At 59.5% G+C, this 22,775-nt stretch carries 28 protein-coding genes; 18 read left to right on the forward strand and 10 right to left on the reverse strand.

Annotation, left to right across the window (positions count from 1 at the left end; translation table 11 throughout):
* Positions 1-303 (forward strand): 4a-hydroxytetrahydrobiopterin dehydratase, encoded by a 303-nt coding sequence (locus GC131_03285; protein ID MBI1273092.1) that lies wholly within the window; start codon positions 1-3, stop codon positions 301-303.
* Here GC131_03285 and GC131_03290 read toward each other — a convergent pair.
* Positions 300-746, reverse strand: coding sequence for a hypothetical protein (locus tag GC131_03290; protein ID MBI1273093.1), 447 nt, complete (start codon positions 744-746; stop codon positions 300-302). The two genes, GC131_03285 and GC131_03290, sit on opposite strands and share 4 nt — an antisense overlap.
* A gap of 236 nt (positions 747-982) precedes the next feature.
* Here GC131_03290 and GC131_03295 point away from each other — a divergent pair, with 236 nt between their 5' ends.
* Complete coding sequence (locus tag GC131_03295) at positions 983-2,551, forward strand: hypothetical protein (GenBank protein ID MBI1273094.1); 1,569 nt, start codon at positions 983-985, stop codon at positions 2,549-2,551.
* 23 nt (positions 2,552-2,574) lie between these two features.
* Here GC131_03295 and phaZ read toward each other — a convergent pair whose 3' ends face one another.
* The 5 genes from phaZ to GC131_03320 form a co-directional block, all read right to left on the reverse strand.
* Positions 2,575-3,786, reverse strand: coding sequence for a polyhydroxyalkanoate depolymerase (gene phaZ, locus GC131_03300; GenBank protein ID MBI1273095.1), 1,212 nt, complete (start codon positions 3,784-3,786; stop codon positions 2,575-2,577).
* A 153-nt stretch (positions 3,787-3,939) separates the two neighbouring features.
* Positions 3,940-4,407, reverse strand: a complete 468-nt coding sequence (locus GC131_03305) for a hypothetical protein (GenBank protein MBI1273096.1) — start codon at positions 4,405-4,407, stop codon at positions 3,940-3,942.
* 40 nt (positions 4,408-4,447) lie between these two features.
* Entirely contained in the window at positions 4,448-5,206 is a 759-nt protein-coding gene (locus tag GC131_03310) for a hypothetical protein (protein ID MBI1273097.1), read from the reverse strand.
* Positions 5,182-5,757 (reverse strand): SAM-dependent methyltransferase, encoded by a 576-nt coding sequence (locus GC131_03315; protein MBI1273098.1) that lies wholly within the window; start codon positions 5,755-5,757, stop codon positions 5,182-5,184. The genes GC131_03310 and GC131_03315 overlap by 25 nt, the downstream gene beginning before the upstream one ends.
* Before the next feature lie 4 nt (positions 5,758-5,761).
* On the reverse strand, positions 5,762-6,739 hold the full coding sequence (locus GC131_03320; protein MBI1273099.1) for a hypothetical protein: 978 nt from the start codon (positions 6,737-6,739) through the stop codon (positions 5,762-5,764).
* Between GC131_03320 and GC131_03325 the strand changes: the two genes are divergently transcribed.
* The 10 genes from GC131_03325 to GC131_03370 all read left to right on the forward strand — a co-directional run bounded on the left by GC131_03325 (position 6,709) and on the right by GC131_03370 (position 17,239).
* Entirely contained in the window at positions 6,709-7,665 is a 957-nt protein-coding gene (locus tag GC131_03325) for a glycosyltransferase family 9 protein (GenBank protein MBI1273100.1), read from the forward strand. The two genes, GC131_03320 and GC131_03325, sit on opposite strands and share 31 nt — an antisense overlap.
* Positions 7,666-7,707: 42 nt before the next feature.
* Positions 7,708-9,015 (forward strand): PAS domain S-box protein, encoded by a 1,308-nt coding sequence (locus tag GC131_03330; GenBank protein MBI1273101.1) that lies wholly within the window; start codon positions 7,708-7,710, stop codon positions 9,013-9,015.
* 53 nt (positions 9,016-9,068) lie between these two features.
* Positions 9,069-9,872: an ABC transporter permease gene (locus GC131_03335; GenBank protein ID MBI1273102.1), complete on the forward strand. Its 804-nt coding sequence runs from the start codon at positions 9,069-9,071 to the stop codon at positions 9,870-9,872.
* 248 nt (positions 9,873-10,120) lie between these two features.
* On the forward strand, positions 10,121-11,311 hold the full coding sequence (locus tag GC131_03340; GenBank protein ID MBI1273103.1) for an acetylornithine/succinylornithine family transaminase: 1,191 nt from the start codon (positions 10,121-10,123) through the stop codon (positions 11,309-11,311).
* 7 nt (positions 11,312-11,318) lie between these two features.
* Entirely contained in the window at positions 11,319-12,227 is a 909-nt protein-coding gene (gene argF, locus GC131_03345) for an ornithine carbamoyltransferase (GenBank protein MBI1273104.1), read from the forward strand.
* Entirely contained in the window at positions 12,224-12,787 is a 564-nt protein-coding gene (locus GC131_03350) for a hypothetical protein (GenBank protein ID MBI1273105.1), read from the forward strand. The genes argF and GC131_03350 overlap by 4 nt, the downstream gene beginning before the upstream one ends.
* Complete coding sequence (gene gcvT / locus GC131_03355; protein MBI1273106.1) at positions 12,780-13,928, forward strand: glycine cleavage system aminomethyltransferase GcvT; 1,149 nt, start codon at positions 12,780-12,782, stop codon at positions 13,926-13,928. Before GC131_03350 ends, gcvT begins: the two co-directional genes overlap by 8 nt.
* A gap of 3 nt (positions 13,929-13,931) precedes the next feature.
* Positions 13,932-14,312: a glycine cleavage system protein GcvH gene (gcvH, locus tag GC131_03360; GenBank protein ID MBI1273107.1), complete on the forward strand. Its 381-nt coding sequence runs from the start codon at positions 13,932-13,934 to the stop codon at positions 14,310-14,312.
* A 15-nt stretch (positions 14,313-14,327) separates the two neighbouring features.
* Positions 14,328-15,677, forward strand: a complete 1,350-nt coding sequence (locus tag GC131_03365) for an aminomethyl-transferring glycine dehydrogenase subunit GcvPA (GenBank protein ID MBI1273108.1) — start codon at positions 14,328-14,330, stop codon at positions 15,675-15,677.
* Positions 15,674-17,239 carry an aminotransferase class V-fold PLP-dependent enzyme gene (locus GC131_03370; GenBank protein MBI1273109.1) on the forward strand — a complete coding sequence of 522 codons (1,566 nt, stop codon included), beginning with the start codon at positions 15,674-15,676 and terminating at the stop codon, positions 17,237-17,239. The genes GC131_03365 and GC131_03370 overlap by 4 nt, the downstream gene beginning before the upstream one ends.
* Positions 17,240-17,463: 224 nt before the next feature.
* Here the strand turns inward: GC131_03370 and fliP are convergent, their stop codons facing one another.
* Genes fliP through GC131_03390 form a run of 4 tightly spaced genes read right to left on the reverse strand, consistent with a single transcriptional unit; the run spans position 17,464 to position 19,245 of the window.
* Complete coding sequence (gene fliP / locus GC131_03375; GenBank protein ID MBI1273110.1) at positions 17,464-18,231, reverse strand: flagellar type III secretion system pore protein FliP; 768 nt, start codon at positions 18,229-18,231, stop codon at positions 17,464-17,466.
* Positions 18,228-18,536, reverse strand: a complete 309-nt coding sequence (locus GC131_03380; GenBank protein MBI1273111.1) for a hypothetical protein — start codon at positions 18,534-18,536, stop codon at positions 18,228-18,230. The genes fliP and GC131_03380 overlap by 4 nt, the downstream gene beginning before the upstream one ends.
* Before the next feature lie 14 nt (positions 18,537-18,550).
* Positions 18,551-18,886 carry a hypothetical protein gene (locus GC131_03385; protein MBI1273112.1) on the reverse strand — a complete coding sequence of 112 codons (336 nt, stop codon included), beginning with the start codon at positions 18,884-18,886 and terminating at the stop codon, positions 18,551-18,553.
* A complete protein-coding gene (locus tag GC131_03390; protein MBI1273113.1) occupies positions 18,883-19,245 on the reverse strand; it encodes a flagellar protein FhlB in 363 nt (120 codons plus the stop codon). The genes GC131_03385 and GC131_03390 overlap by 4 nt, the downstream gene beginning before the upstream one ends.
* 138 nt (positions 19,246-19,383) lie before the next feature.
* On the opposite strand from GC131_03390, the gene flgB reads away from it, so the two are divergent.
* The 6 genes from flgB (at position 19,384) to flhB (ending at position 22,775) form a co-directional block, all read left to right on the forward strand.
* On the forward strand, positions 19,384-19,779 hold the full coding sequence (flgB, locus tag GC131_03395; GenBank protein MBI1273114.1) for a flagellar basal body rod protein FlgB: 396 nt from the start codon (positions 19,384-19,386) through the stop codon (positions 19,777-19,779).
* Positions 19,780-19,794: 15 nt separating this feature from the next.
* Complete coding sequence (flgC, locus tag GC131_03400) at positions 19,795-20,211, forward strand: flagellar basal body rod protein FlgC (GenBank protein MBI1273115.1); 417 nt, start codon at positions 19,795-19,797, stop codon at positions 20,209-20,211.
* A gap of 12 nt (positions 20,212-20,223) precedes the next feature.
* Positions 20,224-20,535 carry a flagellar hook-basal body complex protein FliE gene (gene fliE / locus GC131_03405; protein MBI1273116.1) on the forward strand — a complete coding sequence of 104 codons (312 nt, stop codon included), beginning with the start codon at positions 20,224-20,226 and terminating at the stop codon, positions 20,533-20,535.
* Positions 20,536-20,629: 94 nt separating this feature from the next.
* Positions 20,630-20,902, forward strand: a complete 273-nt coding sequence (locus tag GC131_03410) for a flagellar biosynthetic protein FliQ (GenBank protein MBI1273117.1) — start codon at positions 20,630-20,632, stop codon at positions 20,900-20,902.
* 19 nt (positions 20,903-20,921) lie between these two features.
* Positions 20,922-21,689 (forward strand): flagellar biosynthetic protein FliR, encoded by a 768-nt coding sequence (locus GC131_03415; protein ID MBI1273118.1) that lies wholly within the window; start codon positions 20,922-20,924, stop codon positions 21,687-21,689.
* Between the two features lie 15 nt (positions 21,690-21,704).
* Positions 21,705-22,775, forward strand: coding sequence for a flagellar biosynthesis protein FlhB (gene flhB / locus GC131_03420; protein MBI1273119.1), 1,071 nt, complete (start codon positions 21,705-21,707; stop codon positions 22,773-22,775).

Here is a 22,775-nt window from a genome sequence, read left to right on the forward strand (position 1 = left end):
ATGCGCGAACGATTGACCGACCGGGAGCGCGAAGCGGCATTGGCGACGTTGGACGGCTGGCAAATGGCGCAGGGCCGCGAGGCGATCAGCAAAACCTTCAGGTTCAGGAATTTCAGCGAGGCGTGGGGGTTTATGTGCCGCGCCGCGCTGGCAGCCGAACAGCTGGACCATCACCCCGAATGGTTCAACGTTTACAACCGCGTTGATGTAACGCTTGCCACGCATGATGCGGGCGGGCTAACCCAGCTTGATATCAAATTGGCGAAGAAGATGGACGCCATCGCGGCGCCCGGCGCGGCCTAGACCGCGAAGCTGAACAGGCTGTCGGCGGCGATGGGAGAGTGTTGTTCCGCCGCGCTGTAGCGGTCGGCGGCATTGTTGTTCCTGACATAGGCGGGCTTGGATGCATCCGCTTCGTTTTTCAAAGACAGAAGCTGGCTTAAAACATCGGACGAAAGCGCGCCGCGCAGACCTTGTTTGGGCGGCGGTTCGGCTGCAGTCGCTTGCACGCCAAGCGAAGCGGGATTGAATTCGACCACAAGGCGCAACTCGGCACGGCCGGTTTGCTGGCCTGGCTGGTTGTAGGAAGATTTGTTCGATTGAATTGCTTGCAGCTGAAGATATTCGGATGCGTTTTGCGGGCCGTATCCGCGGTTCGGGCTCGCGGGATTGACGCGTGCGATCTCCCTGCCGGGAAGGGGCAGCGTTTTTTGCGGAATCACAAGCTCTACAGAATGTGGCTGCATCAAACTCGGGTCTGTTGTGTGATTAATGAACGGGTAAGGAAATGGAGACCACGACCAGCAAGCATGACCATACAGGCTGAATCGTATCAAATGGGTAAAGACAATACGCGGCAAATCCAAGCGATTTGTCTTTTTTCCAGCTTTTCTGCGGTTTGTTGCGGTATCGGCGCCGCGCCGTTAAGCCCCGCTTAAACTGTGTTGATTCTTTCTTGCTATATCCTCAAAAAACCGTTGCCATGGCCGCAGTTGTGGCGCGGCTTATCCTATTGTATGAAAAAGGTTATTCATTTCTTGATTCGCGCGAGGTTGTCGTGATGCGTGCTTGCCTGACCGCGGTTCTCTGCTGGCTTGTCGTCGTGCCATTGTTGCCTGCGCATGCGCGCGCCGCAGATTTGCCGCGCGCGGCTGAATCGCCGCTGTCGGGATTGGTGTTCGACGATAAACCGATTACCTTGCCGCTTGCGCGCAATTTTGAAATCGCAATGACGGCCGTAAGCCGTGAACTGGGCCGCAGCTGCAGCGCGGTCGAATCCTATGGCTGGCGTTTGGGGGCGGGCGAGCAAGGCAGGGTGAACCAGATCTTCGCGCAGACGGTGGACAGGCTTCGCGCTCTTGGCTATGCGGTCAAGCCGCAGGCGCCGCGCTCGGTTTCAAGCGATGTAACGGTTTTCACGGCCGCGCGGCCCGACCGTGATTTGATGTTTGTTTGGTCGGCGGGCGAGCTTGGGCTCGTGCTGCTGGTATGCGATGCGCAGCCGCCGGCACCCGCGAAAGACAAGGCCGTAAAGGCCGCCGGTGGCAAGAAGGGCGCGCTTACGGCTGCGACCGTGCCGCTGCCCGAAGCCAAGGAAAAGGCCGCGAAGAAGGATTTCGTCGATCCCTATCCCAAATTTTCGCCCAAGGGCCGCTGGATCGGCGGTTATAGCTGTGCGCAAGGTTATACGGGCGGCACGCTGACGATCAGCAGCGTTTCCGGAGAATCGTTCAAGGGCGTGTTCCGTTTCTACCCCACGCCGCAAAACCAGAGCGTGCCCGCCGGAAGCTATTACGTCAGCGGCCAGTATGACAAGGAAACCAAGCGCATTTTGATCGAGCCCGGCGCGTGGATCCATCACCCGGATGATTTCTACACAGCCATTATGATCGGCACGTTCAACCCGGAACGCAAAAAGTTCAGCGGCGTGTTTCAAGGCGTGAACGGGTGCACCAGTTTCGAGGCCAAATATTCCGACGGCAATGTGGCGGCCGAGCTTGATAAGGCCAAGGGCAAGAAGGCGGCAAAGAAGAAGGCCAAGAAGACCGCTTTCAAGAAAAAGACCGAGAAGGCCGCAGCGGCGGAAGAAACAGATAACGGCGAAAAGGCGCCCGCCGGGAAGGCCAAGAGCGAGGCTGCGCCGAATGATGCGATCAGGCTGGATGAGGCGGGGGAAGCCGATCTGCCCAAGCCGCCGGACGAGCTGCCCGAACCGCCGGATGCGCCCGGCGTAGAGACCGGCAAGCCTGCCGCAGCCCCCGCACCTGAGCCTGCTGCTGAGCCTGCGCCCAAGGTGGAGGAAAAGGTAGAAACGAAGGTTGAGGTAAAAACGCCGGAAAAAGTGAAACCGGAACCGGCGGAAGCTGCTGCTCCGGCCCCGGAAAAGGCCGCCGCACCGCAGGAAGATACGATCCCGCTGCCCTTTATGTTGCCCGCCGCGCCGGATGAAACGCCGCCCGCAACCGAAGCCGCGCCGGAAGAAAACAAGGCCGAAAGCAAACCGCAAACCGATGCGCTGCCCGGCGCTGAACCGCCGCCGGCTAAGGAATAAAAACGCTGCGGGCCTGACCGGCCCTAGTTATGCTGCTTGATGAAGCTGCGCACGATCGGGTAGATGGCGTTGCGCCACGTGCCGCCGTTGAAGATGCCGTAATGGCCGACCTTTTCCTGCAAATGATGCTGCTTTTTGTCTTCAGGGAGGCCCGAACACATCGCGTGTGCCGCCACAGTCTGGCCGGGGGCAGAGATGTCATCAAGCTCGCCTTCAATAGTCAGCAGCGCGGTTTTCGTGATTGCGGCGGGGTCAACGGTCATGTGTCGCCATTTGAACGTGCCGTTCGGCAATGATTTTTCGATGAACACGCGATCGACCGTTTGCAGGTAGAATTCGCCCGTGACATCCATGACCGCAAGATATTCATCGTAGAACGTACGGTGGCGTTCGGCGCTCTCGCCGTCACCGCGGATCAGGTGCTGGAAGTATTCTTCGTGCGCCTTCATATGGCGGCCGAGATTCATGAGCATGAAGCTGCTGAGCTGGATATAGCCGGGATAAACTTCGCGCGTCGCACCGGGGTAGTTGACCGGCACGCGGGAGACCAGATGGTCGCGGAACCATTCGATCGGATGCTTATCGGCGAGCTGCGTCACTTCGGTTTCGGCGGCGCTGGCATCAATCGGGCCGCCCATCAGCGTCATGCTGCGGGGCTGGTGGGGGTCGTTCATCTGCGCCAGCAGCGCGGCGGCGCACAGCACCGGCACGGCGGGCTGGCACACGGCCACGACATGCACATCGGGACCGAGCAGGCGGATATAGTCCATCACATAGGTTATGTAATCTTCGAGATCGAACTTGCCGCGGAATACGGGCACGGTGTTGGCATTGACCCAATCGGTGATGAATACATCATGGTCCGGCAGCATGGCTTCAACCGTGCCGCGCAGAAGCGTGGCATAGTGGCCGGACATCGGCGCCACGATCAGTACGCGCGGATCGTTGCGCTCAACAAGCCTTTGGAAATGAAGGAGGCGGCAGAAAGGTTTGTTACGATCGGTCAGGACATCTTCGACGATTTCGACCGTTTCGCCATCGACCTCGGTGGTCTTGAGGCCGAATTCCGGTTTGCGGTACTGGCGCGTGACGCGCTCGAATATCTCAAGCCCCGCCGCCCAGCTGCGGCCCATGCGCGTGTATGACGAGGGCAGCATGGGGTGGTTGAGCATATATTGGCCGGCTTCGGCCGCCATGCGCCACGGTGCGATCAGTGCGCGCATGTTTTCGTACATCTGATAGGAAAGCGGCTGCAGCCATTTGCGAAACGGCTGGTTGGCCACCAAAGGCTTCACAAGTTCCGCATAGTTAATGTCAGCCATAACCCCTACCTAACCGGTTTGATAATTATTTCAAGGCCATAATATCAGGGGCGCTGTAAGATAAGGTTAAGGGCGGGGACGATTTGAAGGACTGAGCAGCAAGATAAAAAGCAGGAACCAGAACCACTTGCCGAAGAAACTTTCTTCGGGTTCCGGTTCGCCCATCGCAACAATTTCCTGTTTGCGCTTAGGATCTTTGCGCAATTCATCCGCATCGACGCGGCGCAGGTGTTTCTTGTGGCGCTGCAGCCTGTGCTTTTCCTCCGCTTCGACAATGCGGTTGAAGGCGCGGCGTTCGTCGGCTTCGGCTGCGCCAATTTCGCCTACCAGGCTGGCGAATCTGGCGTGGCCGGCGGTGTCGAGTCCGCTGCCGCCAAGACCTGCCAGCATTCCGCGCAGGCTAAGCAACTTGATGTTGCGGTGTTTCCACGACTGCACGAGGCGGGGGATGCGGTATTCCGCCCAGCGAATGTTAAATGCCATGCCTAACCCTTTGATGTTCCCATCAAAAGGTAATACAAAAGCATCAAGCAAGTATTTATTTTGGACTTACGGAATTAGTTTCACAAAGGAATCAAGGCATTGCGTTTGTGAGCCGCGCAGCTTTATCCGAGGTGAAAAGCCGGTCGATCAGGATGCCCTGCGGCGTTGCGCCTGGCCCGTAAAGCTGTTCGTTCCATTCATGGCGGGGCCATATCACGGAACCGTCAAGCGAAACGCCGATATAAAGGCCGGCAGTTTTTGCGAAGGCGTACATATCGGAGTTGATACCGACACCGGTCGAGGCTTGCACGCCCTTGCCAACCTCGCCTGCCGCGACGCTGGCATCGGCGCCAAGCGTGGCGCGCCGGTCGATCACGGCATTCAGGCCGCGCTCCGTCATGATGGCGACGATGATTTCCTGTTGCTGTCCGCCGAATTGCAGACCCCAATTGATGCCGCCGATGGTGTAGAAGGCGGGCGCGCTCCAGCTGCCCGTGGTGGCGTCACGCGTGATCAGCACGCCGTTGCCGCCGCGCCCGCCGAAAATGAATGCTGCGCGCAGCATGTTGGGGAAGATCAAGAGCGCTTTGGCCCGCGTCGATAGATCGAGCAGAGTTGTAAATTCCGGATCGGAATACATGCGCTCCGCCGTCGTGGCGGAATTGTTGATGATGCGCTCGGGCTCGGTGCTGAGATCGTCGCTGTTGTAGCAGGCCGCGAGCGGCAGGGCTGCGAGCAGTACGGCGAACGTAAACAGACGGGAAAGAAAGCGAATCGGGCGCATGGAAACCTCCGGGTTCATTCCCGGATAAAGCTGGAACAGCTTTATGTCAATTTTTCGAAGCGCCATATGGCGCTTGGCGGGAAGTTCAGCCACACCCGGCGGATAATCCGGGCCCTGAGCCCGAGCTTTTTCAGGATTGCGGTCGGTACCGGGCAGAACAGGCCATAGGTGAATTGTATGAAAGCGCCGCCCGGCACGAGGCAGGAAAACGCCTCTGCGAGGATGCGGGCGCGCATGGCAGGGCGCATGTTAAGCAGGGGCAGCCCGGAAATGACCGCCTTGACCGGCGGTACTTGCCCGCCGTGCCCAAGCAGGGAGCGCAGCGATGCGGCGTGCCCGCGCAAAATTTTTCCTACCTGCGGGAACGTATCTTTCAGATAGGCGTGCAGGTGCCTGTCCCGCTCAATGATAACGAGGTTGCTTGCTTCCACGCCTTGCGCAAGCAGCGTGCGCGTGATGCCGCCGGTGCCGCCGCCAAGCTCGACAACCAATCCCGGCAACGCCGGATCAATCTCCCGCGCCATAAAGCGGCCGAGCACGGGGCCGCTGGGTGCGATCGCGCCTATGCGGTCGGGCCGCCGCGACAGCCGCGAGAGAAAAACAAGCGCATCCTGCATAGGGTTATTGCACCGCCACGATCGTGCAGATGACGATAAGTTCGACAAGTTGCTGAAGGCCGCCGAGCAGGGGGCCGTTATAGCCGCCCATCAGCTTGCCGCCGAGCAAGATGACACAGATCGCGGCAAGGATGCCGATGCCGAGCGGGATGCCCGCCGCAGGCCCGAGCGCACCGAACACAATCGCGCCGCCAAGCATCACGGCCATCAGCACGCGCAGCCCCGGCGGCTGGCCAAAATGGTCGGACACGGGATCGTTCGGCAGCGGGTGCAGCCATGCGGCCGCGACCGACATGACGGCGTGTGACCAGGCGCAGGAAGCGATCAGGGTTATGAACACAAGTTCACTGTTGTTGATGCTGCCGATCGCGAACACCTTGAGCAGGATGGCAAGGATCACGGCAAAGGTGCCGTAGCGGATCGAGCGGTCTTCCTTCAGCCAGCCAACGCGGCGCGATTTATCGCCCGCATCGCCATACTGGTTCGCCAGCGTGGCGAGCTCTTCTTCATGCAGCGCGCGCGTCAGCCACATCATGGCGGATACCGCGAGCGCGGCCGTGATAGTGGAAGGCATGCCGAGCCAGCCGGTGACGGTTTCAACCGTCGCGCCGAAAGCGCCGATCACGGCCCCGATCACAGGGAACCACGCCATCGAGCGGGCGATCAGCGCCTTTTCCGGCGTACGGCGCAACGGAATGCGGATGCGGGTGAGGTATTTGGTGGCGATGATCAGCTCGGCCACCCAGCTTACGGCATTCAGCCTGCCGACCGCTTGCGGCAGCTGTGTTGTTCCGGCGTTACCGGTGGGGTCGCTATCGGGCTGGGTATCCATGAGCCCTGTTATAGCAAGCCGCGCGGGGGAAGCAATTGGGGCCTGCAAAGGCTTGCGGCGCTGTACTGGCGGGAAAATCGTGATAGTGTGCCGCCCGTCAGAAATTGCCGGAGTTCGATGTGGCAGCGCCACGCGTCTTATATATTGCATCCAACCGTATCGGTGACGGGATTTTATCGACCGGCGTGCTGCAGCGCATGGCCGAAACCATGCCGGATGCGCGTTTTACAGTGGCTTGCGGGCCGCTATGCGTATCGCTTTTCGAAAAGGCGCCGCGTATCGATGCCGTGATCAGCCTTAAAAAGCAACGCTACAACATGCACTGGGTGAAGTTGTGGCGTTTGTGCGCGGCGACACACTGGGATCTGATTGTCGATTTGCGCAACAGCATCGTCACGCGTTTGTTGCGCGCGCGGCGCAAGGCATACCGTGCGGGCGGCGGCGAGGAACACAAGGTTGTGCAAAACGCGGCCGTCGCCGGTTTCGACCCACCGCCCTCGCCGCATATCTGGCTGACGACCGACGACCGGTTGCGCGCACACCATATGATGCCGCCGCATGCGGCGACCGTTGCGCTCGGCCCCGCCGCCAATTGGGCGGCCAAGCAATGGCCGGCGGAAAAGTTTGCAGAACTTGTCGCGCGCTTGCGCGCGCCGGGCGGGCTTTTTCCGGATGCCCATGTGTTGATCCTTGCCGCGGCATCGGAACGCGAACAGATCAAGACGGTTTGTGAAGCCGTGCCGGACGACAGGCGCATCGAGCTGATCGGCGGCGAATTGCGCGTCGCTGCCGCCTGCCTGCAGGCGTGCAAGCTTTTTATCGGCAACGATTCTGGCTTGATGCATCTGGCGGCTGCCATTGGCACGCCGACGCTGGGGCTTTTCGGGCCCGGCTATGAAAAAATGTACGGGCCATGGGGCAAACATACGGCCGTTGTGCGCACGCCGGAAAGCGCGGCCGAGCTTTGGGCGCGTTTGCCATACCCCGGCGCTTCCGAACCCAACTTGATGAACAGCCTTGCCGTGGAAACCGTGGAACAGGCCACAAAGCATCTTTTGTTAAAGATACGTCAATGATCATAGGCTAAAAAGGCATGTTGCCCCTTGTGGCCAAGAGGCATGGACACACGCAGTTTTTGTATCTACCATCTTGATTCAACACGGATTCTTGCCAATCACCTTCGCCCGGTCATGACCCAGCGCCTTGCCATAACCCGGATTGTTGCCTACGGCGTCTGCCCGCTTTTGCTTGCGGTTGGCGGTGTCGGGCTTTGGCGCCTGTTCGCTTGGGTATCCTTGCAAGAACAGCTCGATCGGTTTGAGCTGGTCAGCAACCTTGCTTGGGCCGTGGCGCCGCTGGCGCTTTTTGCGCTGATCGCTGCGTTCTGCGGTGTCGCGCTCGGCAGCATGCGCGCGACGGGCGACTATCAGGCCCGCATCGACGGGCTGCAGCAGCGGCTGCGCTACCACGAAGACCTTGTGCGGCTGGTGGCCGATAGCCGGCCGGGCGCGACCGCAATCATCGATGTCGAAGGGCGCTACTGGTTCGTGAACACGGTTTCCGCCGCCCGGCATGGCATGAACCCGAAGGAAATGGTCGGCCGAAATATCGATAAGGTGCTTGGCCAGCAGGAAAGCCAGAAATTGCGCGCGCGGTTGCAGCAGGTACGCGACAGCAAAATGCCGCTCGATACCATCGACCGCATCAAAGGGCAGGGCAGCGAACATTACGTACGCTCCAGCATCATTTCCCTGCCGGATGTCACGGGCCTTTCCGGCGCCGTGCTCGTGAACGAAGATGACGTTACTTCGCTGATGGTCGAGCGCGAAGCGCGCGAACGCATGTTCCGTCAGGTGATCGATACGCTGGTCGCGGTGGTTGACCGGCGCGATCCGTATGCGGCCGGGCATTCCGCCCGCGTAGGCCAGATCGCGCGCGCAATCGCCGAGGAAATGCGCTTGCCGACCGAGCAGATCGAAACCGCCGAGATTGCGGGGCTGTTGATGAATTTCGGCAAGGTTCTGGTGCCGCGCGATATTCTGACCAAAACCGCCGCGCTTTCGGGCGACGAGCTGAAGCAGGTGCGGGACAGTATTTTGACATCGGCCGATATTCTCGCGCTGATCGGCTTTTCCCAGCCGGTGGTGCCGACGTTACGGCAAGTGCTGGAGCGCTATGACGGTACCGGCGTGCCGGAAGGCCGCCAGGGTGAAAACATCCTGCTGACCGCGCGTATTGTGATGGTCGCCAACGCATTTGTGGCACTCGTGAGCCCGCGCGCCCACCGCCCCGGTATTGGCCCGCAGGGCGCGCTTGAGAGCATGCACGGCGAGGCCGGTTCCGCTTTTGACCCGGGTATTGTCGATGCGCTGCGCGCATACATCAAGAACAGCAAGCATAAGCTGGAATGGTTGGCGGTCGCCTGAATTTGCGCTAGATAGTGGGCGACTTCATCCAAGATTGCCCCGGACCCAGCCAGATGCCCCCTCAACAACCCGCCCCCGTACGCTTTGAGCGCGATGCCAACTGGCTCGGACTCTATACGCTGATCGAGAAGGAAATCGGTCGCTTCATCAAGGTCCATACCCAGACCATCACCGCGCCGGTCATGACTGCGCTGCTGTACTATCTGATTTTCGCGGTCGCGCTTGGCGGCGATTTGCGGACCATGGGCGATGTCGGTTACCTGCAATTCCTTGCGCCCGGCCTGATCATGATGAGCGTGGCGCAAAACGCCTTCGCCAACACATCAAGCTCGCTGGTCATATCAAAGATACAAGGCAACATCGTCGATCTTTTGATGCCGCCGCTTTCGCCGGGCGAGCTGATCACCGGTTTCGCGGTCGGCGGGATCGCGCGCGGTATCGTTGTCGGCACCGTCAGCGCCATTACCATGGCCATTCTTGTGGATCTGCCGCTCCATTCGATCGCGGCCGTGTTGTTCTATGGCGTCATGGGCTCGCTGATGCTGGCGCTGCTTGGGGTCGTGGGCGGCATATGGGCCGACAAGTTCGATCACCTTGCGGCGATCCAGAACTTCATCATCATGCCCGCCACGTTCCTGTCCGGCACCTTTTATTCCATTGACCGCATGCCGCAGGATTGGCATTTCATCCTGCACCTCAATCCGTTCTTCTACATGATCGACGGTTTCCGCTATGGCTTCATCGGCGTTTCCGATGGCACGCTGGGCACGGGGGCGGCGGTGCTGACCGGGGTTAATCTTATCCTGCTTGGCATATCTTATGGCATGCTCAGAACCGGGTATAAGCTCAAGGCCTAAGCCCTAAAAATAATTACAAAATTACTGGACAGGCCCGCGCGGCCTATGGCAATGTTCCGGCACCATGACGAAGACAGATTCCCCCTGCCGGGCCCTGAAGGCCCTGGCCCCGCGCTTTCTCGCACGACGACCGTGAATCTGCCCGGCCGTCCCGCCGCCCTTGTGCCGTTTGCAAGGTTGCGCAGGGACCCCGCCATAAGGCAGAAAATAAAACCCCGTCGGTTCTTTTTTGGTAGCGAGTAATCATCATGGCTGAACAATCTGCGACTGTGCCCCCCGTTTTCCCCGTCTATGCGCGGCAGGACGTATTCTTTGAGCGCGGCGAGGGCTGCAACATATACGACGACAAGGGGCAGCGTTACCTCGATATGGTCGCGGGCATCGCCGTGTGCGCCTTCGGCCACGCGCACCCGAAGCTGGTGGAATCGTTGCACAAGCAGGCGCAAAAGCTTTGGATCGCGTCCAACTATTATAAATCGCACGCGATGGAAAAGCTGGCGCAGCGTTTCGTGGACGCCACTTTCGCCGACAGCGTGTTTTTCCAGAATTCCGGCGTCGAGGCGTGGGAGCTTTGCATCAAGGTCGCGCGCAAATACCAAAGCAGCGTAGGCCAGCCGCAACGTTACCGGGTCATTACCTTTCAGGGGTGCTTCCATGGCCGGACGCTTGCCGCGATCGCCGCCGCGAAAAGCGAGAAGATGTCGAAGGGCTTCGGCCCCATGACCGACGGTTTCGACCAGGTCGCGTGGAACAACCTGAACGAACTGCGCGCCGCGATTACGCCGGAAACCGGCGCGATCATGCTCGAGCCCATTATCGGCGAGGGCGGCGTGCGGGTCGCTTCGCCCGAATTCCTGCGCGAGATTCGCAAGATTTGCGACGAATTCGGCCTGTTGCTTTTGTTCGATGAAATTCAGTGCGGCATGGGCCGCACCGGCAAGCTGTTCGCGCATGAATGGTCGGGCGTGACGCCCGACGTGATGTGCATCGCCAAGGCGATGGGCAACGGCTTCCCGATCAGCGCCTGTCTCGCGACCGCCAAGGCGATGCAGGGCATGACGGCGGGCACGCACGGCACGACATACGGCGGCAACCCGCTCGGGATCGCGGTTGCCGATACCGTGCTCGATATGTTGCTGGCGCCCGGCCTTCTGGCCGAGGTGGAGCGCAAGGGTAAGTACCTTGCCAAGGGTTTCGATGAGCTTGTCCGCAAGCATCCGAAGGTGTTCACCGAGCGACGAGGCGTCGGCCTGATGCAGGGGCTGAAATGCGCCCCGCCGAACATGGAGATCACCAATATGCTCCGTGACGAAAAGATGCTGGTGGCCTATGCGGGCGACAACCTTATTCGTCTGCTGCCGCCGTTGATCATTACCGAAAAGGAAATCGACGAAGCGATCGATATCCTCGACCGGGTAGCAAGGAAAGTGACGGGTTAAAATGAGTATGAGACATTTTCTGGACCTCAACCAGATCGACAAGGCCGATTTACGGGCCATGATCGATCAGGCGAAGGCGATAAAGAAGAAGCCGCAGGATTACCGGCGGCTGGAAGGCAAGGTTCTGGCGCTGGTGTTCGAAAAGCCATCGACCCGGACCCGCGTTTCGTTCGAAGTTGGCATGCTTGAGCTCGGCGGCGATGTTGTCGCGCTCACGGGCGCGGAAATGCAGCTCGGGCACGGCGAAACGCTGGGCGATACCGCGCGCGTGATGTCCCGTTTCGTGCATGTGATGATGGTGCGGACCTTCGAGCCGACCAAGCTGACGGAAATGGCCAAGGCCGCTTCGATCCCCATTATCAACGGGCTGACGAACGATTCCCACCCGTGTCAGGTGATGGCGGATATCATGACGTTCGAAGAACGGGTCGGCCCCATTACCGGGCGTCGCATCACCTGGGTGGGCGATGGCAACAACAACATCCTTGCCAGCCTGATCCATGCCAGCGCGGCCTTCGGCTTCAAGATAACGATCGCGAGCCCGGCGGATCTTGCGCCTTTGGCGGAGCTGGTCGCGTGGGCCAATTCCAACGGCGGCCATGTCGCGGCGGGCGAAGACCCGTTCGAGGCGGCCGAGGGCAGCGACGCGATCGTGACCGACACGTGGGTTTCCATGCACGACAAGGATGTCGCGCGGCGGCACAGCCTGCTCGAACCCTATCGGGTGACAAGCAAGCTGATGAGCGCGGCGGCGCCGGGCGCCATCTTTATGCATTGTTTGCCCGCGCATCGCGGCGAGGAAGTGACCGACGATGTGATCGACGGCCCGCAATCTGTCGTATGGGATGAGGCCGAAAACCGCAAGCACGCCCAAAAAGCCGTTTTGCTATGGTGTCTTGGACGGGAGAAAGCATGAACCGATATCGAACCGCCGCCCTGCCGCTTGCGATTTTGGCCGTTGCCACCCTTGCGGGCTGTTCTTCGGACAAGGATAAGGTGCGCCTTCCGTGCCCGCAGGTTGCCGTGGTGCGCGAGCTGGCGCGTTACATCGACCATGGCCGCGCCGACGTGCAGAACAGCGACACGCTCGTGGCCGAAGCGGTGATGACCGGGATCGAAGGCGATTGCGGTTTCGAGGATGACGGTATCGATATCGATTTCAACCTCAATGTCATCGCCCGGCGCGGGCCCGGCCTTGGCGGCGACCGTGTGTCGCTGCCTTATTTCATCGCCGTGCTTGGCCCCGGCGACCAGATTATCGAAAAAAAGCAGGTTTCGCTTGAAATCAAACTGGACGAGGGCAAGCCGACCGAGAAAAAGGAAAAGCTGGACGTTTACATTCCGTATGGTCAGGATAAGGACCCGGGCCAATATCGCGTCTGGCTCGGGTTCCAGTTAAGTGAACAGCAGGTGGCGCGCCTGCGCGGCACGACAGAAAGTGCCGCCGGGGAAGCGACGGGGAATGCCAATGAGTGAAGCGGCCGTGAAGCAACCTTACCCTACACCCACAAGGCGTACGGCGCTTTATGACCTTCATGTTTCGCTTGGCGGTAAAATGGTCCCGTTCGCCGGCTACGAAATGCCGGTGCAATACCCCGCCGGGATCATGCAGGAACATTTGCATACCCGCAAAGCCGCGGGTCTGTTCGATGTTTCACACATGGGGCAGGTTTTTCTGCAGGGCGAAAGCAACATTCGCGAACAGTGCGAGATGATCGTGCCCGGCGATGTGCGCGATCTCGTGCCCGGCGCGATGCGCTATTCTTTCTTGCTTGATGAGCATGGCGGAATTCTGGATGATCTCATGATCACGCGGCCCGTTGAAGGCGCGGACAACACCTTGTTCCTTGTCGTCAATGCCGGTTGCAAGGAACACGATCTTATCCATATCAAGAACCATTTGCCCGGCGTGGAAACGACGATGCTGGACGATCGTTCGCTGCTCGCGCTGCAAGGGCCTTATGCCGCCAGCGTGCTGGCGCGCTTCTGCGATGCGCCCGCGAAACTGAAATTTATGCGCGCGGGCAAGTTTGAAGTGAAGGAAGCCGGCACCTGTTACATCAGCCGCTCCGGTTACACCGGCGAGGACGGCTTCGAGATTTCGGTGCCCAGTGACGCGGCGGAGCAGTTTGCGCGCCGGTTGCTTGAGCAACCCGAAGTGATGCCGGTCGGGCTTGGCGCGCGGGATTCCCTCAGGCTTGAAGCCGGGCTTTGCCTGTACGGGCACGATCTCGATACCAACACTTCGCCGGTCGATGCCGATCTGATGTGGGCGGTTGCCAAGCGCCGCCGCAGCGAAGGCGGCTTTATCGGCGCCGCGCATGTTCAAGGCCAGCTTGCCAGCGGCGCGACCCGCAAGCGCGTGGGCATCAAGCCCGCCGGCAAGGCGATTGCCCGCGAACAGACCGAGATATTCGATCAACGTCAGGGGCGAATCGGCGTTGTCACAAGCGGCGGCTTTGGCCCGAGCGTGAACGGCCCGATTTGCATGGGCTATGTGCAAACCGCTTTCGCAAAGCCCGGCACCGAAGTGTTTTTGAAGGTACGTGGAAATGACTTGCCCGCGCGCGTCGTTGCGCTACCTTTTGTCCAGCATCGTTATTTCAGGGGGACCTAATATATGAGCACGCTGCGTTTTACCAAAGACCATGAATGGGTGAGGATCGAGGGCGATGTCGCCGTATGCGGTATCACCGATTACGCGCAGAAGGCGCTCGGGGATGTCGTGTATGTGGAATTGCCGGCGGTAGGCAAACAGGTGAAACAGGGCGATCAGGCGGCGGTTGTGGAATCGGTCAAGGCCGCGAGCGAGGTTTATGCGCCCGTTGCGGGTGAGGTCGTTGGCGTGAACGACAACCTTTCCGGCGAGCCGGCCAAGGTCAACGCCGCGCCGACGGGCGATGGCTGGTTCTTCAAGATCAAGCCCGCGAGCGCCGGGCAGGCCGATGGTTTGATGGATGAAGCCGCCTACCAGGATTACGTGAAGGGATTGGCTTCCTAGCAAGGATATTGGGGTATGCGTTATTTACCGCTGACGGATGACGACCGCCGCGCCATGCTGGCGAAAATCGGCGCCGGTTCCGTCGATGACCTGTTCCGCGATGTGCCCGAAGCCGCCCGTTTGCAGGGTGCGGTGCATGACTTGCCGTTGCATCAATCGGAATATGCGGTCGAACGCCATGTCGGCGCGCTTGCGGCGCGCAATGTGGCGGCGGGTTCATGCCCTTCCTTCCTTGGCGCGGGCGCTTATCGTCACCATGTGCCCGCGAGCGTCGATCATATTTTGCTGCGCGGCGAATTCCTGACTTCCTATACGCCCTACCAGCCCGAAGTGAGCCAGGGCACGCTGCAATATCTGTTCGAATTCCAGACGCAGGTTGCGATGCTGACGGCGATGGATGTCGCCAACGCTTCGATGTATGACGGGCCGACCGCATGTGCCGAAGCGGTGATGATGGCAAACCGCGTGACGCGGCGAAGCAAGGCGGTGATTTCCGGCAACCTGCACCCGCATTACCGCGAAGTGACGGAAATGATGGCGCGCACCACCGGCTTTTCGCTGCAAGCGTTGCCGCCCGCGCCGCGCGGAGTGGAAGATATCGCCGCGCAGATCGACGATAAAACATCCTGCGTCGTGGTCCAGAATCCGGACTTTTTCGGCAATCTGCACGATTACACCGCGCTTGCCGGCGCCTGCGCCGCCAAGGGCGCGCTGCTGATCGTGGCGGTAACCGAAATCGTTTCGCTCGGCCTCGTCAAGCCGCCGGGCGCGATGGGCGCCGATATCGTGGTGGCCGAAGGGCAGGGGATCGGCAACGGCTTGAACTTCGGCGGGCCTTATGTGGGCCTGTTCGCCTGCAAGGAAAAATACATCCGCCAGATGCCCGGCCGCGTGTGCGGGGAAACGGTGGATGCGGAAGGCAAGCGCGGGTTTGTGCTTACGCTTTCAACCCGCGAACAACATATTCGCCGCGAAAAAGCGACCAGCAATATATGTACAAATTCAGGCCTTTGTGCGCTTGCCTTCACGATCCATCTTAGCCTGATGGGGGAGGCGGGGCTGACCAAGCTGGCCGATCTGAACCACGCCCATGCCTGCCTGCTGGCCGAACGGCTTGATAAAGTGCCGGGCTGCAAGGTTTTGAACGACAGCTTCTTTAACGAATTCACGGTGCAGCTGCCCCGGCCAGCCGCCGCGGCAGTGGATGCGCTGGCTAAGCGGCCGCTTCTGGCCGGCGTGCCGGCCAGCCGCCTGTATCCGGGCAACAAGGATATGGAAAATCTTTTGCTGGTGACGGCGACGGAGCTGACCAGCGAAGCGGACATGGACGCGCTCGCGGCCGCGCTGCGGGAAGTGTGCGCATGACCGGCATGAACAGCACCGGCCGCCCTTCCAGCCCCGCCGCTCTTGCGGCGGCGGAAGGCAACCGCGGGCTGCATCTGGAAGAACCCTTGATCTTTGAGCGCGGCGCCGAAGGCCGTTGCGGCATTGATCTGCCGCCCGTGCCGAAGCACAAGCCGCGGCTCGGGTCCGTACGGCGCGAAGGTAAAATCGGCCTGCCCGGCCTTTCCGAACCGCAGGTGGTGCGGCATTTTACGCGGCTCAGCCAGAAAAATTTCGGGATCGACAGCGTTTTCTACCCGCTCGGCTCCTGCACCATGAAACACAATCCGCGCCTGAATGAAAAAATGGCGCGGCTGCCCGGCTTTGCCGATCTGCACCCGCTGCAACCGCAAGCGACGGTGCAGGGCGCGCTCGAACTGATCGATCAGCTGGCGGATTGGCTTATGAAGCTGACGGGGCTTCCCGCCGTGGCGATGTCACCCGGTGCCGGGGCGCACGGCGAATTTTGCGGCATGGCCGCGATCAAATCCGCGCTCGATGCGCGCGGCGAAAAGCGCACGCGCGTGCTGGTGCCGGAATCGGCACACGGCACCAACCCGGCCACGGCCGCCGCGCTCGGTTTTACGGTCGATCCCATCCCCGCCACTGCGCAGGGGCGCGTGGATCTTGCCGCGCTTGAAACGAAGCTGGGGGATGATGTCGCTGCGATCATGCTGACCAACCCCAACACCTGCGGCCTGTTCGAACCGGATGTGATCAAAATCGCGGACATGGTGCACAAGGCGGGCGGTTATTTCTATTGCGACGGCGCGAACTTCAACGCCATCGTCGGGCGCGTGCGCCCGGCCGATCTGGGCATCGATGTGATGCATATCAATTTGCACAAAACATTTTCCACGCCGCATGGCGGCGGCGGGCCGGGTTCGGGCCCTGTTGTGCTTGCCGAAAGCCTCGCGCCTTATGTTCCTCTGCCTTACGTCGTGCGGCAGGGCGATGCGTACGGCCTTGTCGAACATGCGGCAGACGCGAAAGGCAAAAAGCCGTTCGGCCGCATGAAGGGTTTCCATGGGCAGATGGGCATGTTCGTGCGCGCGTTGACCTATATGCTTAGCCACGGCGCGGACGGGTTGCTGCAGGTCGCGAGCGATGCGGTTTTGAACGCCAACTATATCCTTGCGAGCCTGCAGGATGTTATGAGCGCGCCGTTCAAGGGCCCGTGCATGCACGAAGCGCTGTTCGACGACAGGTTCTTGAAAGATACGGGCGTGACCACGCTTGATATCGCCAAGGCGCTGATCGATCGCGGCTTCCACCCGATGACGATGTATTTCCCGCTTGTGGTGCACGGCGCGTTCCTGATCGAGCCGACGGAAACCGAAAGCCGCGAAACGCTCGATACCTTCATTGCCGCGTTGCGCGATCTTGCGGCGCAGGCGCACGCGGGCAAGGTGGATATGTTCAAGCAATCGCCGCACTATACGCCGCGCCGCCGTTTGGACGAAACCCGCGCCGCGCGCCAGCCTGTGCTGAAGTGGACACCGGAAAAAGACAGCGAAAACAGCATCCCGCACGCAGCGGAATAGCATTTAGCTCAAATCCAATCTTTCCTTCACGGTTTCTTTGCTGCGCCGCAATATAATGATGGCTGATTCCTTCAAAGGAGGAGAATCGAGCCATGCAAACCCTACCGCAACCGCATAACGAGCTGCACGCTATCTGGGCCAAGGTCGCACGTCTTTATGAAAGCGCCGAAGATGCGTTGCGCCGCTTCATCGAGAGCGAAGAAGGCAAGCATTAACGCGGGCGGTCACCCGTAGCTTTGCACGAGGCTGCCGGCGACAAGGTACCAGCCGTCAACCAGCACGAAAAATATGATCTTGAACGGCAGCGAGATGGTAGGCGGCGGCAGCATCATCATGCCCATCGACATCAGGATCGACGCGATCACCATATCGATAATAAGGAACGGCAGGAACAGAAGGAAGCCGATTTCGAACGCGCGCCTTAGTTCCGATATCATGAAGGACGGGATCAGCACGCGCAGCGGCGTTTCCTTGGCTTCCTTTACATCCGCCACCTTGCCGAGATCCATGAAGAGTTGAAGGTCGCGCGGGCGCGTGTGCTGCAGCATGAAGGCCTGAAACGGTTCGACTGATTTCTCAAACGCCGTTTTTTCGTTGATCTGGTCGTCCATCAGCGGTTGCACGCCGTTGTTCCATGCCTGTTCGAACACCGGTTGCATGATAAAGAGCGTCAGGAACAGCGCAAGGCTGACCATCACGACGTTTGGCGGCGTTTGTTGCACGCCGAGCGCGCTGCGCAGCAGCGAAAGCACGACGACGATGCGGGTGAAGGACGTAACCATCACGAGGATGGACGGCGCCAGCGACAGGACCGTCACCAGCAGGATCATTTGAACGATGCGCGCGGTGGCAGTGGCGCCGCCGCCTAGATCGATGTTCAGTGTCTGGGCGATGGCGTCTGCGCTGTAGAAACCGATCAGGAGCGCGAGCCCGGCCCCGGCGACGATGCCGAGAAGGCGGGCTGTGGAAAATCTGGATTTGCCGGGTTTCATGACGGTTGTGTGGGGCTTTCCTTGCTTGCGGTTGCGGCGGGCGGCGGCGTGATGCCGCTTTCGATCACGATATCGTTGCCGCCGCCGATAAGAATAAGGTGTTCGCGGTCATCGCGGCGGATCAGCACGGCGCGGCGGCGCGTATCGACAGGCATAACCTCGATCACCCGGACGCGGCGGTTGTTCTGGCGGAAAATCGGCAGGCCCCTTTCTTGCCAGCGCCGTGCCGCGATGGCGAGGAACCATATCAGGCACAGGACGAACGTAAGCGCCAGAGCGAATTGTATGTAGCTGGACATGTCCATGCGGGTCGCTTGCGTTATTTGTTGTCTTTGTCGTCGGGTTCCGCGCCGGGCGCGTTGCCGTAAGCGCCCGCGGCGCGGCTGCGTTCGAACGTATCCTGCGCGCGGCGCAGCTGGTTTTCAAGCTGTTCAAGTTCGACCAACATAGAGGAAAGGCCGGGCAGCAGGCCTTGCTTGGTCGCATCGTCACTGCCCATCAACCGTTCGCAAAAGCTGTTGATGCGCTCGTCCAGACCCGATAGATCTACCTGCTGGCCTTGCCGGAGCAAATCGCGGGTTTCACGGAACGCATCGGAAAGCGTGCTTAGCTCTTCCTCAAACTCCTCGCGGGTGGCCTTGGCCGGTTCTGTCATGGATCGTTCCTGCCGGGTGAATCGCTATCCGGAGTTTGCTCCAGCGGGCGCACGTTGTCACGTGCGGCCATCGCCGCGTTGGCTTCGTAAACCCTGGTGAGAATTTCGGCGACCGCGACGATGGCCTCGCTCGGGATGTCGCTGTCGATATCAAGCGTGGCGAGGATTTCGGCAAGATCGGCATCTTCGCGCACCTTCACGCCGTGCTCGAAAGCGAGCTCGAGGATCTGTTCGGCCAGCAAACCGCGGCCGCTGGCGGCAATTTTGGGCAACGATTCGGCGCTGCCGCTTTGCTTGATGGCGACCGCAACTTGTTGCGGGGCGGGCTTTGCCTTGGGATTTTCCGGGTTATTGGCCATCTGCAAACTCTTGATGAATCACATTTATTTAAAATTTTAGACGTTTTTACGCTTTCTTAAAACCGGAAAGCGGAAAATGGGTCTGTGGGAAGAAAACCGCCTGTAAAAGCAGGGGGTTGATATTTAGGGGAACGGGTAATGGATGCAGAAAAAGGCATTGTAGGCCTTATGGCCAACCGGATGACCTGGCTGAACGAGCGGCAGCGGGTGCTGGCCGAAAACGTGTCCAACGCCGATACGCCCAATTACAAGGCGCGCGACCTTGTGGAGCCCGATTTCAAGACCACCTTGCAGCAAGTTATGGTGGCGCCGAAGCTGACCAACGCCAGACATATCCAGACCCGGGCCGAACTGGCGCCGGGCATTGTCGAGAAGGTTGTTGGCTCTACGGAGACCAGCCTTTCGGGCAATGCGGTCGATCTTGAAACGGAAATGACCAAGATTTCATCCACGGCCGTGGAATATCAGGCCATGACGGGCCTTTTGAAAAAGTGGCACGGGATGTTCCGTCTTGCCATGGGCAAGCAGCAGTAGGAAGGATGAAGCAGCATGAGCGGCGATCTTGATACGGTAATGGGCATTGCGGCTTCCGGTCTGCAAACACAGGGCCAGCGCATGCGCGTCATCGCCCAGAACATGGCCAACGCGAACACAACGGCGGACGCGCCGGGCGCAGACCCATACCGCCGCCAGGTCGTGACCTTCCGCCAGGTGTTCGACAAGGAAATGAACGCCAACAAGGTTACGGTTTCCGGCGTCAAACCCGATATGAGCGATTTTACTCGCCGTTTCGACCCCAGCCACCCGGCCGCCGACAAAGATGGCTATGTGTTGCTGCCGAACGTGAAGCCGCTGGTAGAAGTCATGGATATGCGCGACGCGCAACGTTCCTATGAAGCGAACCTGAACGTGATCGAAGCTTCGCGCGGCATGATGCTGCGCACGATCGATCTGCTGAGAAACTAAGGGGGATAGACCATGGTCATGAACGTATCTGACGCGCTGAGCGCTTACCGCCAGGTCAACGGCATTTCCGGTATTGCCGGGGCCAAGCCGGCCGCCAGCAAGGAAAGCGGCGGTTTCGGAGAGCTGCTTGAGAAGCTTTCGAACGAAACGATAGACTCGCTGAAACAGGCGGAACAAACCACGGCCGCCGGTGCGGTCGGCAAGGCCAACCTGACAGACGTGGTGATGGCCGTGAATAAGGCGGAAATGACGCTTCAGACGGTCGTTTCGATCCGCGATCGCGTGGTTTCGGCCTATCAGGAAATCATCCGTATGGGCGTATAGCTGCGGGCCTGATAAAGGCCCTTCAAGCTATCGGGCGCGGCTTTTTGTGTTATATTGATTCGCTTTACCGACCCCGGATTTCTGGCGCCCGCACATGACCGAAACAGAAGTCATAGAAATTTGCCGTGACGCGATCATGGTGATGTTCAAGGTATCAGGCCCGATCCTGATGGCTTCGCTTATCATGGGCGTCGTCATCTCGCTGGTTCAGGCGATCACACACATTCAGGAAATGACGGTCACGTTCGTTCCGAAGATTGTCGTGACCTTCACGCTTACAATCTGGCTATTGCCGTTCATGTTTTCGACGCTGACCAGCTTTACCCATATGCTGACGGATAAGATCGTTCATGGCGGCGGAGGCTGATACATGAACGGGGCGCGCAATGTCGCTTGATATTGGCCAGCTCCTTTCGGGCCAGGTTTTCGCATTCCTGCTGATCTTCACGCGCGTCGGCGTGATCATGATGCTGTTCCCCGGTATCGGTGAAGCGTTCGTCAATACCCGCGTGCGGCTTTTGTTTTCGCTTGTGTTTACATTTGTATGTTTGCCGCTTGTGGCCGATATGCTGCCGCCGCAACCCGAACAGCCGGCGCAGTTTGCTTTATTGGTCATGCATGAAGTGCTGATCGGCCTGTTTTTCGGGACCATTCTGCGGCTGATGATGAGCGCGCTCGAGATCGGCGGTACGTTCATATCGATGCAAATGTCGCTGTCGAACGCCAGTATCTTTAACCCGACATTGGCGACGCAGGGCACCTTTTCCGGCGCATTTCTAAGTATTGCGGCCGTGGCGTTTCTGTTTGCGACCGGGCTTGAAAGCACGTTGCTGCGCGGCGTTATCGGTACATATGACGTGTTCATGCCGGGAAAAGAAATTGTGATGGACGACATCTATGCCACGATTATCCGGGTCGTAAACCGTTCCTTTGCGCTGGGCGCGGAAATGGCCGCACCTTTCATTATCGTAGGCACTTTGGTTTCGGTCGCATTCGGTGTCGTGGCGCGATTGATGCCGCAGATACAAATTTTCACACTTTCGATGCCGCTTCACATCGGGGTCGGGATATCGCTTTTCGGCGTCACGATTGGCGGCGTGCTTTTATACTGGTTGCAGCAATTCATGGATGAATTACGCCAGCTTGGCTGGTAGCGGGGGCAGGGAGCCATGGCAGAAGACCAGGACCAAGACCAAAAAACCGAAGAGCCTACCGGTAAACGGCTTAGAGAAGCGCGCGACAAAGGGCAGCTTGCGGTCAGCCGTGAGGTTGGCAACTGGTTCCAGTTTGCCGGTATCATCGTCACGCTTACCGTGATTATGCCGATGGTCGGGCAAAAGATATTGATGGCGTTGCGCGTGTTCTTCGAACTGCCGCACCAGATCCGTGTCGGCGATCAGGGCTTGCAGAATGTTCTTGGCGCCGTTGCGCTCGAAGTCGGCCTTGCCGTGTTGTTGATCTTTTTTGTGCTGTTGGTCGCTTCTGTGACTGGCACAATCATACAGACCGGGTTTTTCGCATCGCTTGATCCGATCAAACCATCGCTTGGCGCCTTATCTCCCGCCAAGGGCTTTAAGCAGATATTTTCCGCGGCCGCCTTGTTCGAGCTGTTCAAGGGCATCATAAAACTGTTCGTGGTTGGCGGCGCGGCATACATGCTGCTGCGGCCATTCTTCGACCAAATGGCGCTTTATGTCGGCAAAGACATGCTGGGCGTTCTGGAGGCCATCACGCATGAATCGTTCAAGCTCCTGCTTCTCATTATGGTTATCGTCACAATCATTGCCGTCACCGATCTGATCTACCAACGCTATACGCACCACAAGAGCCTTCGCATGACCAAGTCGGAGGTGAAGGACGAATACAAGCAATCGGAAGGCGATCCGATGATCAAACGCCGCCTCGCGCGCCTTCGCATGGAAAAGGCCCGCAAGCGCATGATGTCGCAGGTGCCCAAGGCCGATGTGGTCATCACCAACCCAACCCATTATGCCATTGCCATGAAATATGACGTGGGCCGTATGAATGCGCCGATGGTGCTGGCCAAGGGGGTCGATGCGGTAGCAGAACGTATTCGCAAGCTGGCAAGCGAACACAATATTCCGCTGGTGGCCAACCCGCCGCTGGCGCGCGCGCTCTATAAAACGGTCGAGGTTGACCAGGAAATACCGGCGCAGCATTATCGGGCTGTGGCGGAGATTATTTCCTATGTTTACAAGATCAAGCGCAAAAAAACCTAG

This window comes from Alphaproteobacteria bacterium (assembly GCA_016124955.1).
In the GTDB taxonomy this organism is placed as follows: domain Bacteria; phylum Pseudomonadota; class Alphaproteobacteria; order UBA9219; family RFNS01; genus RI-461.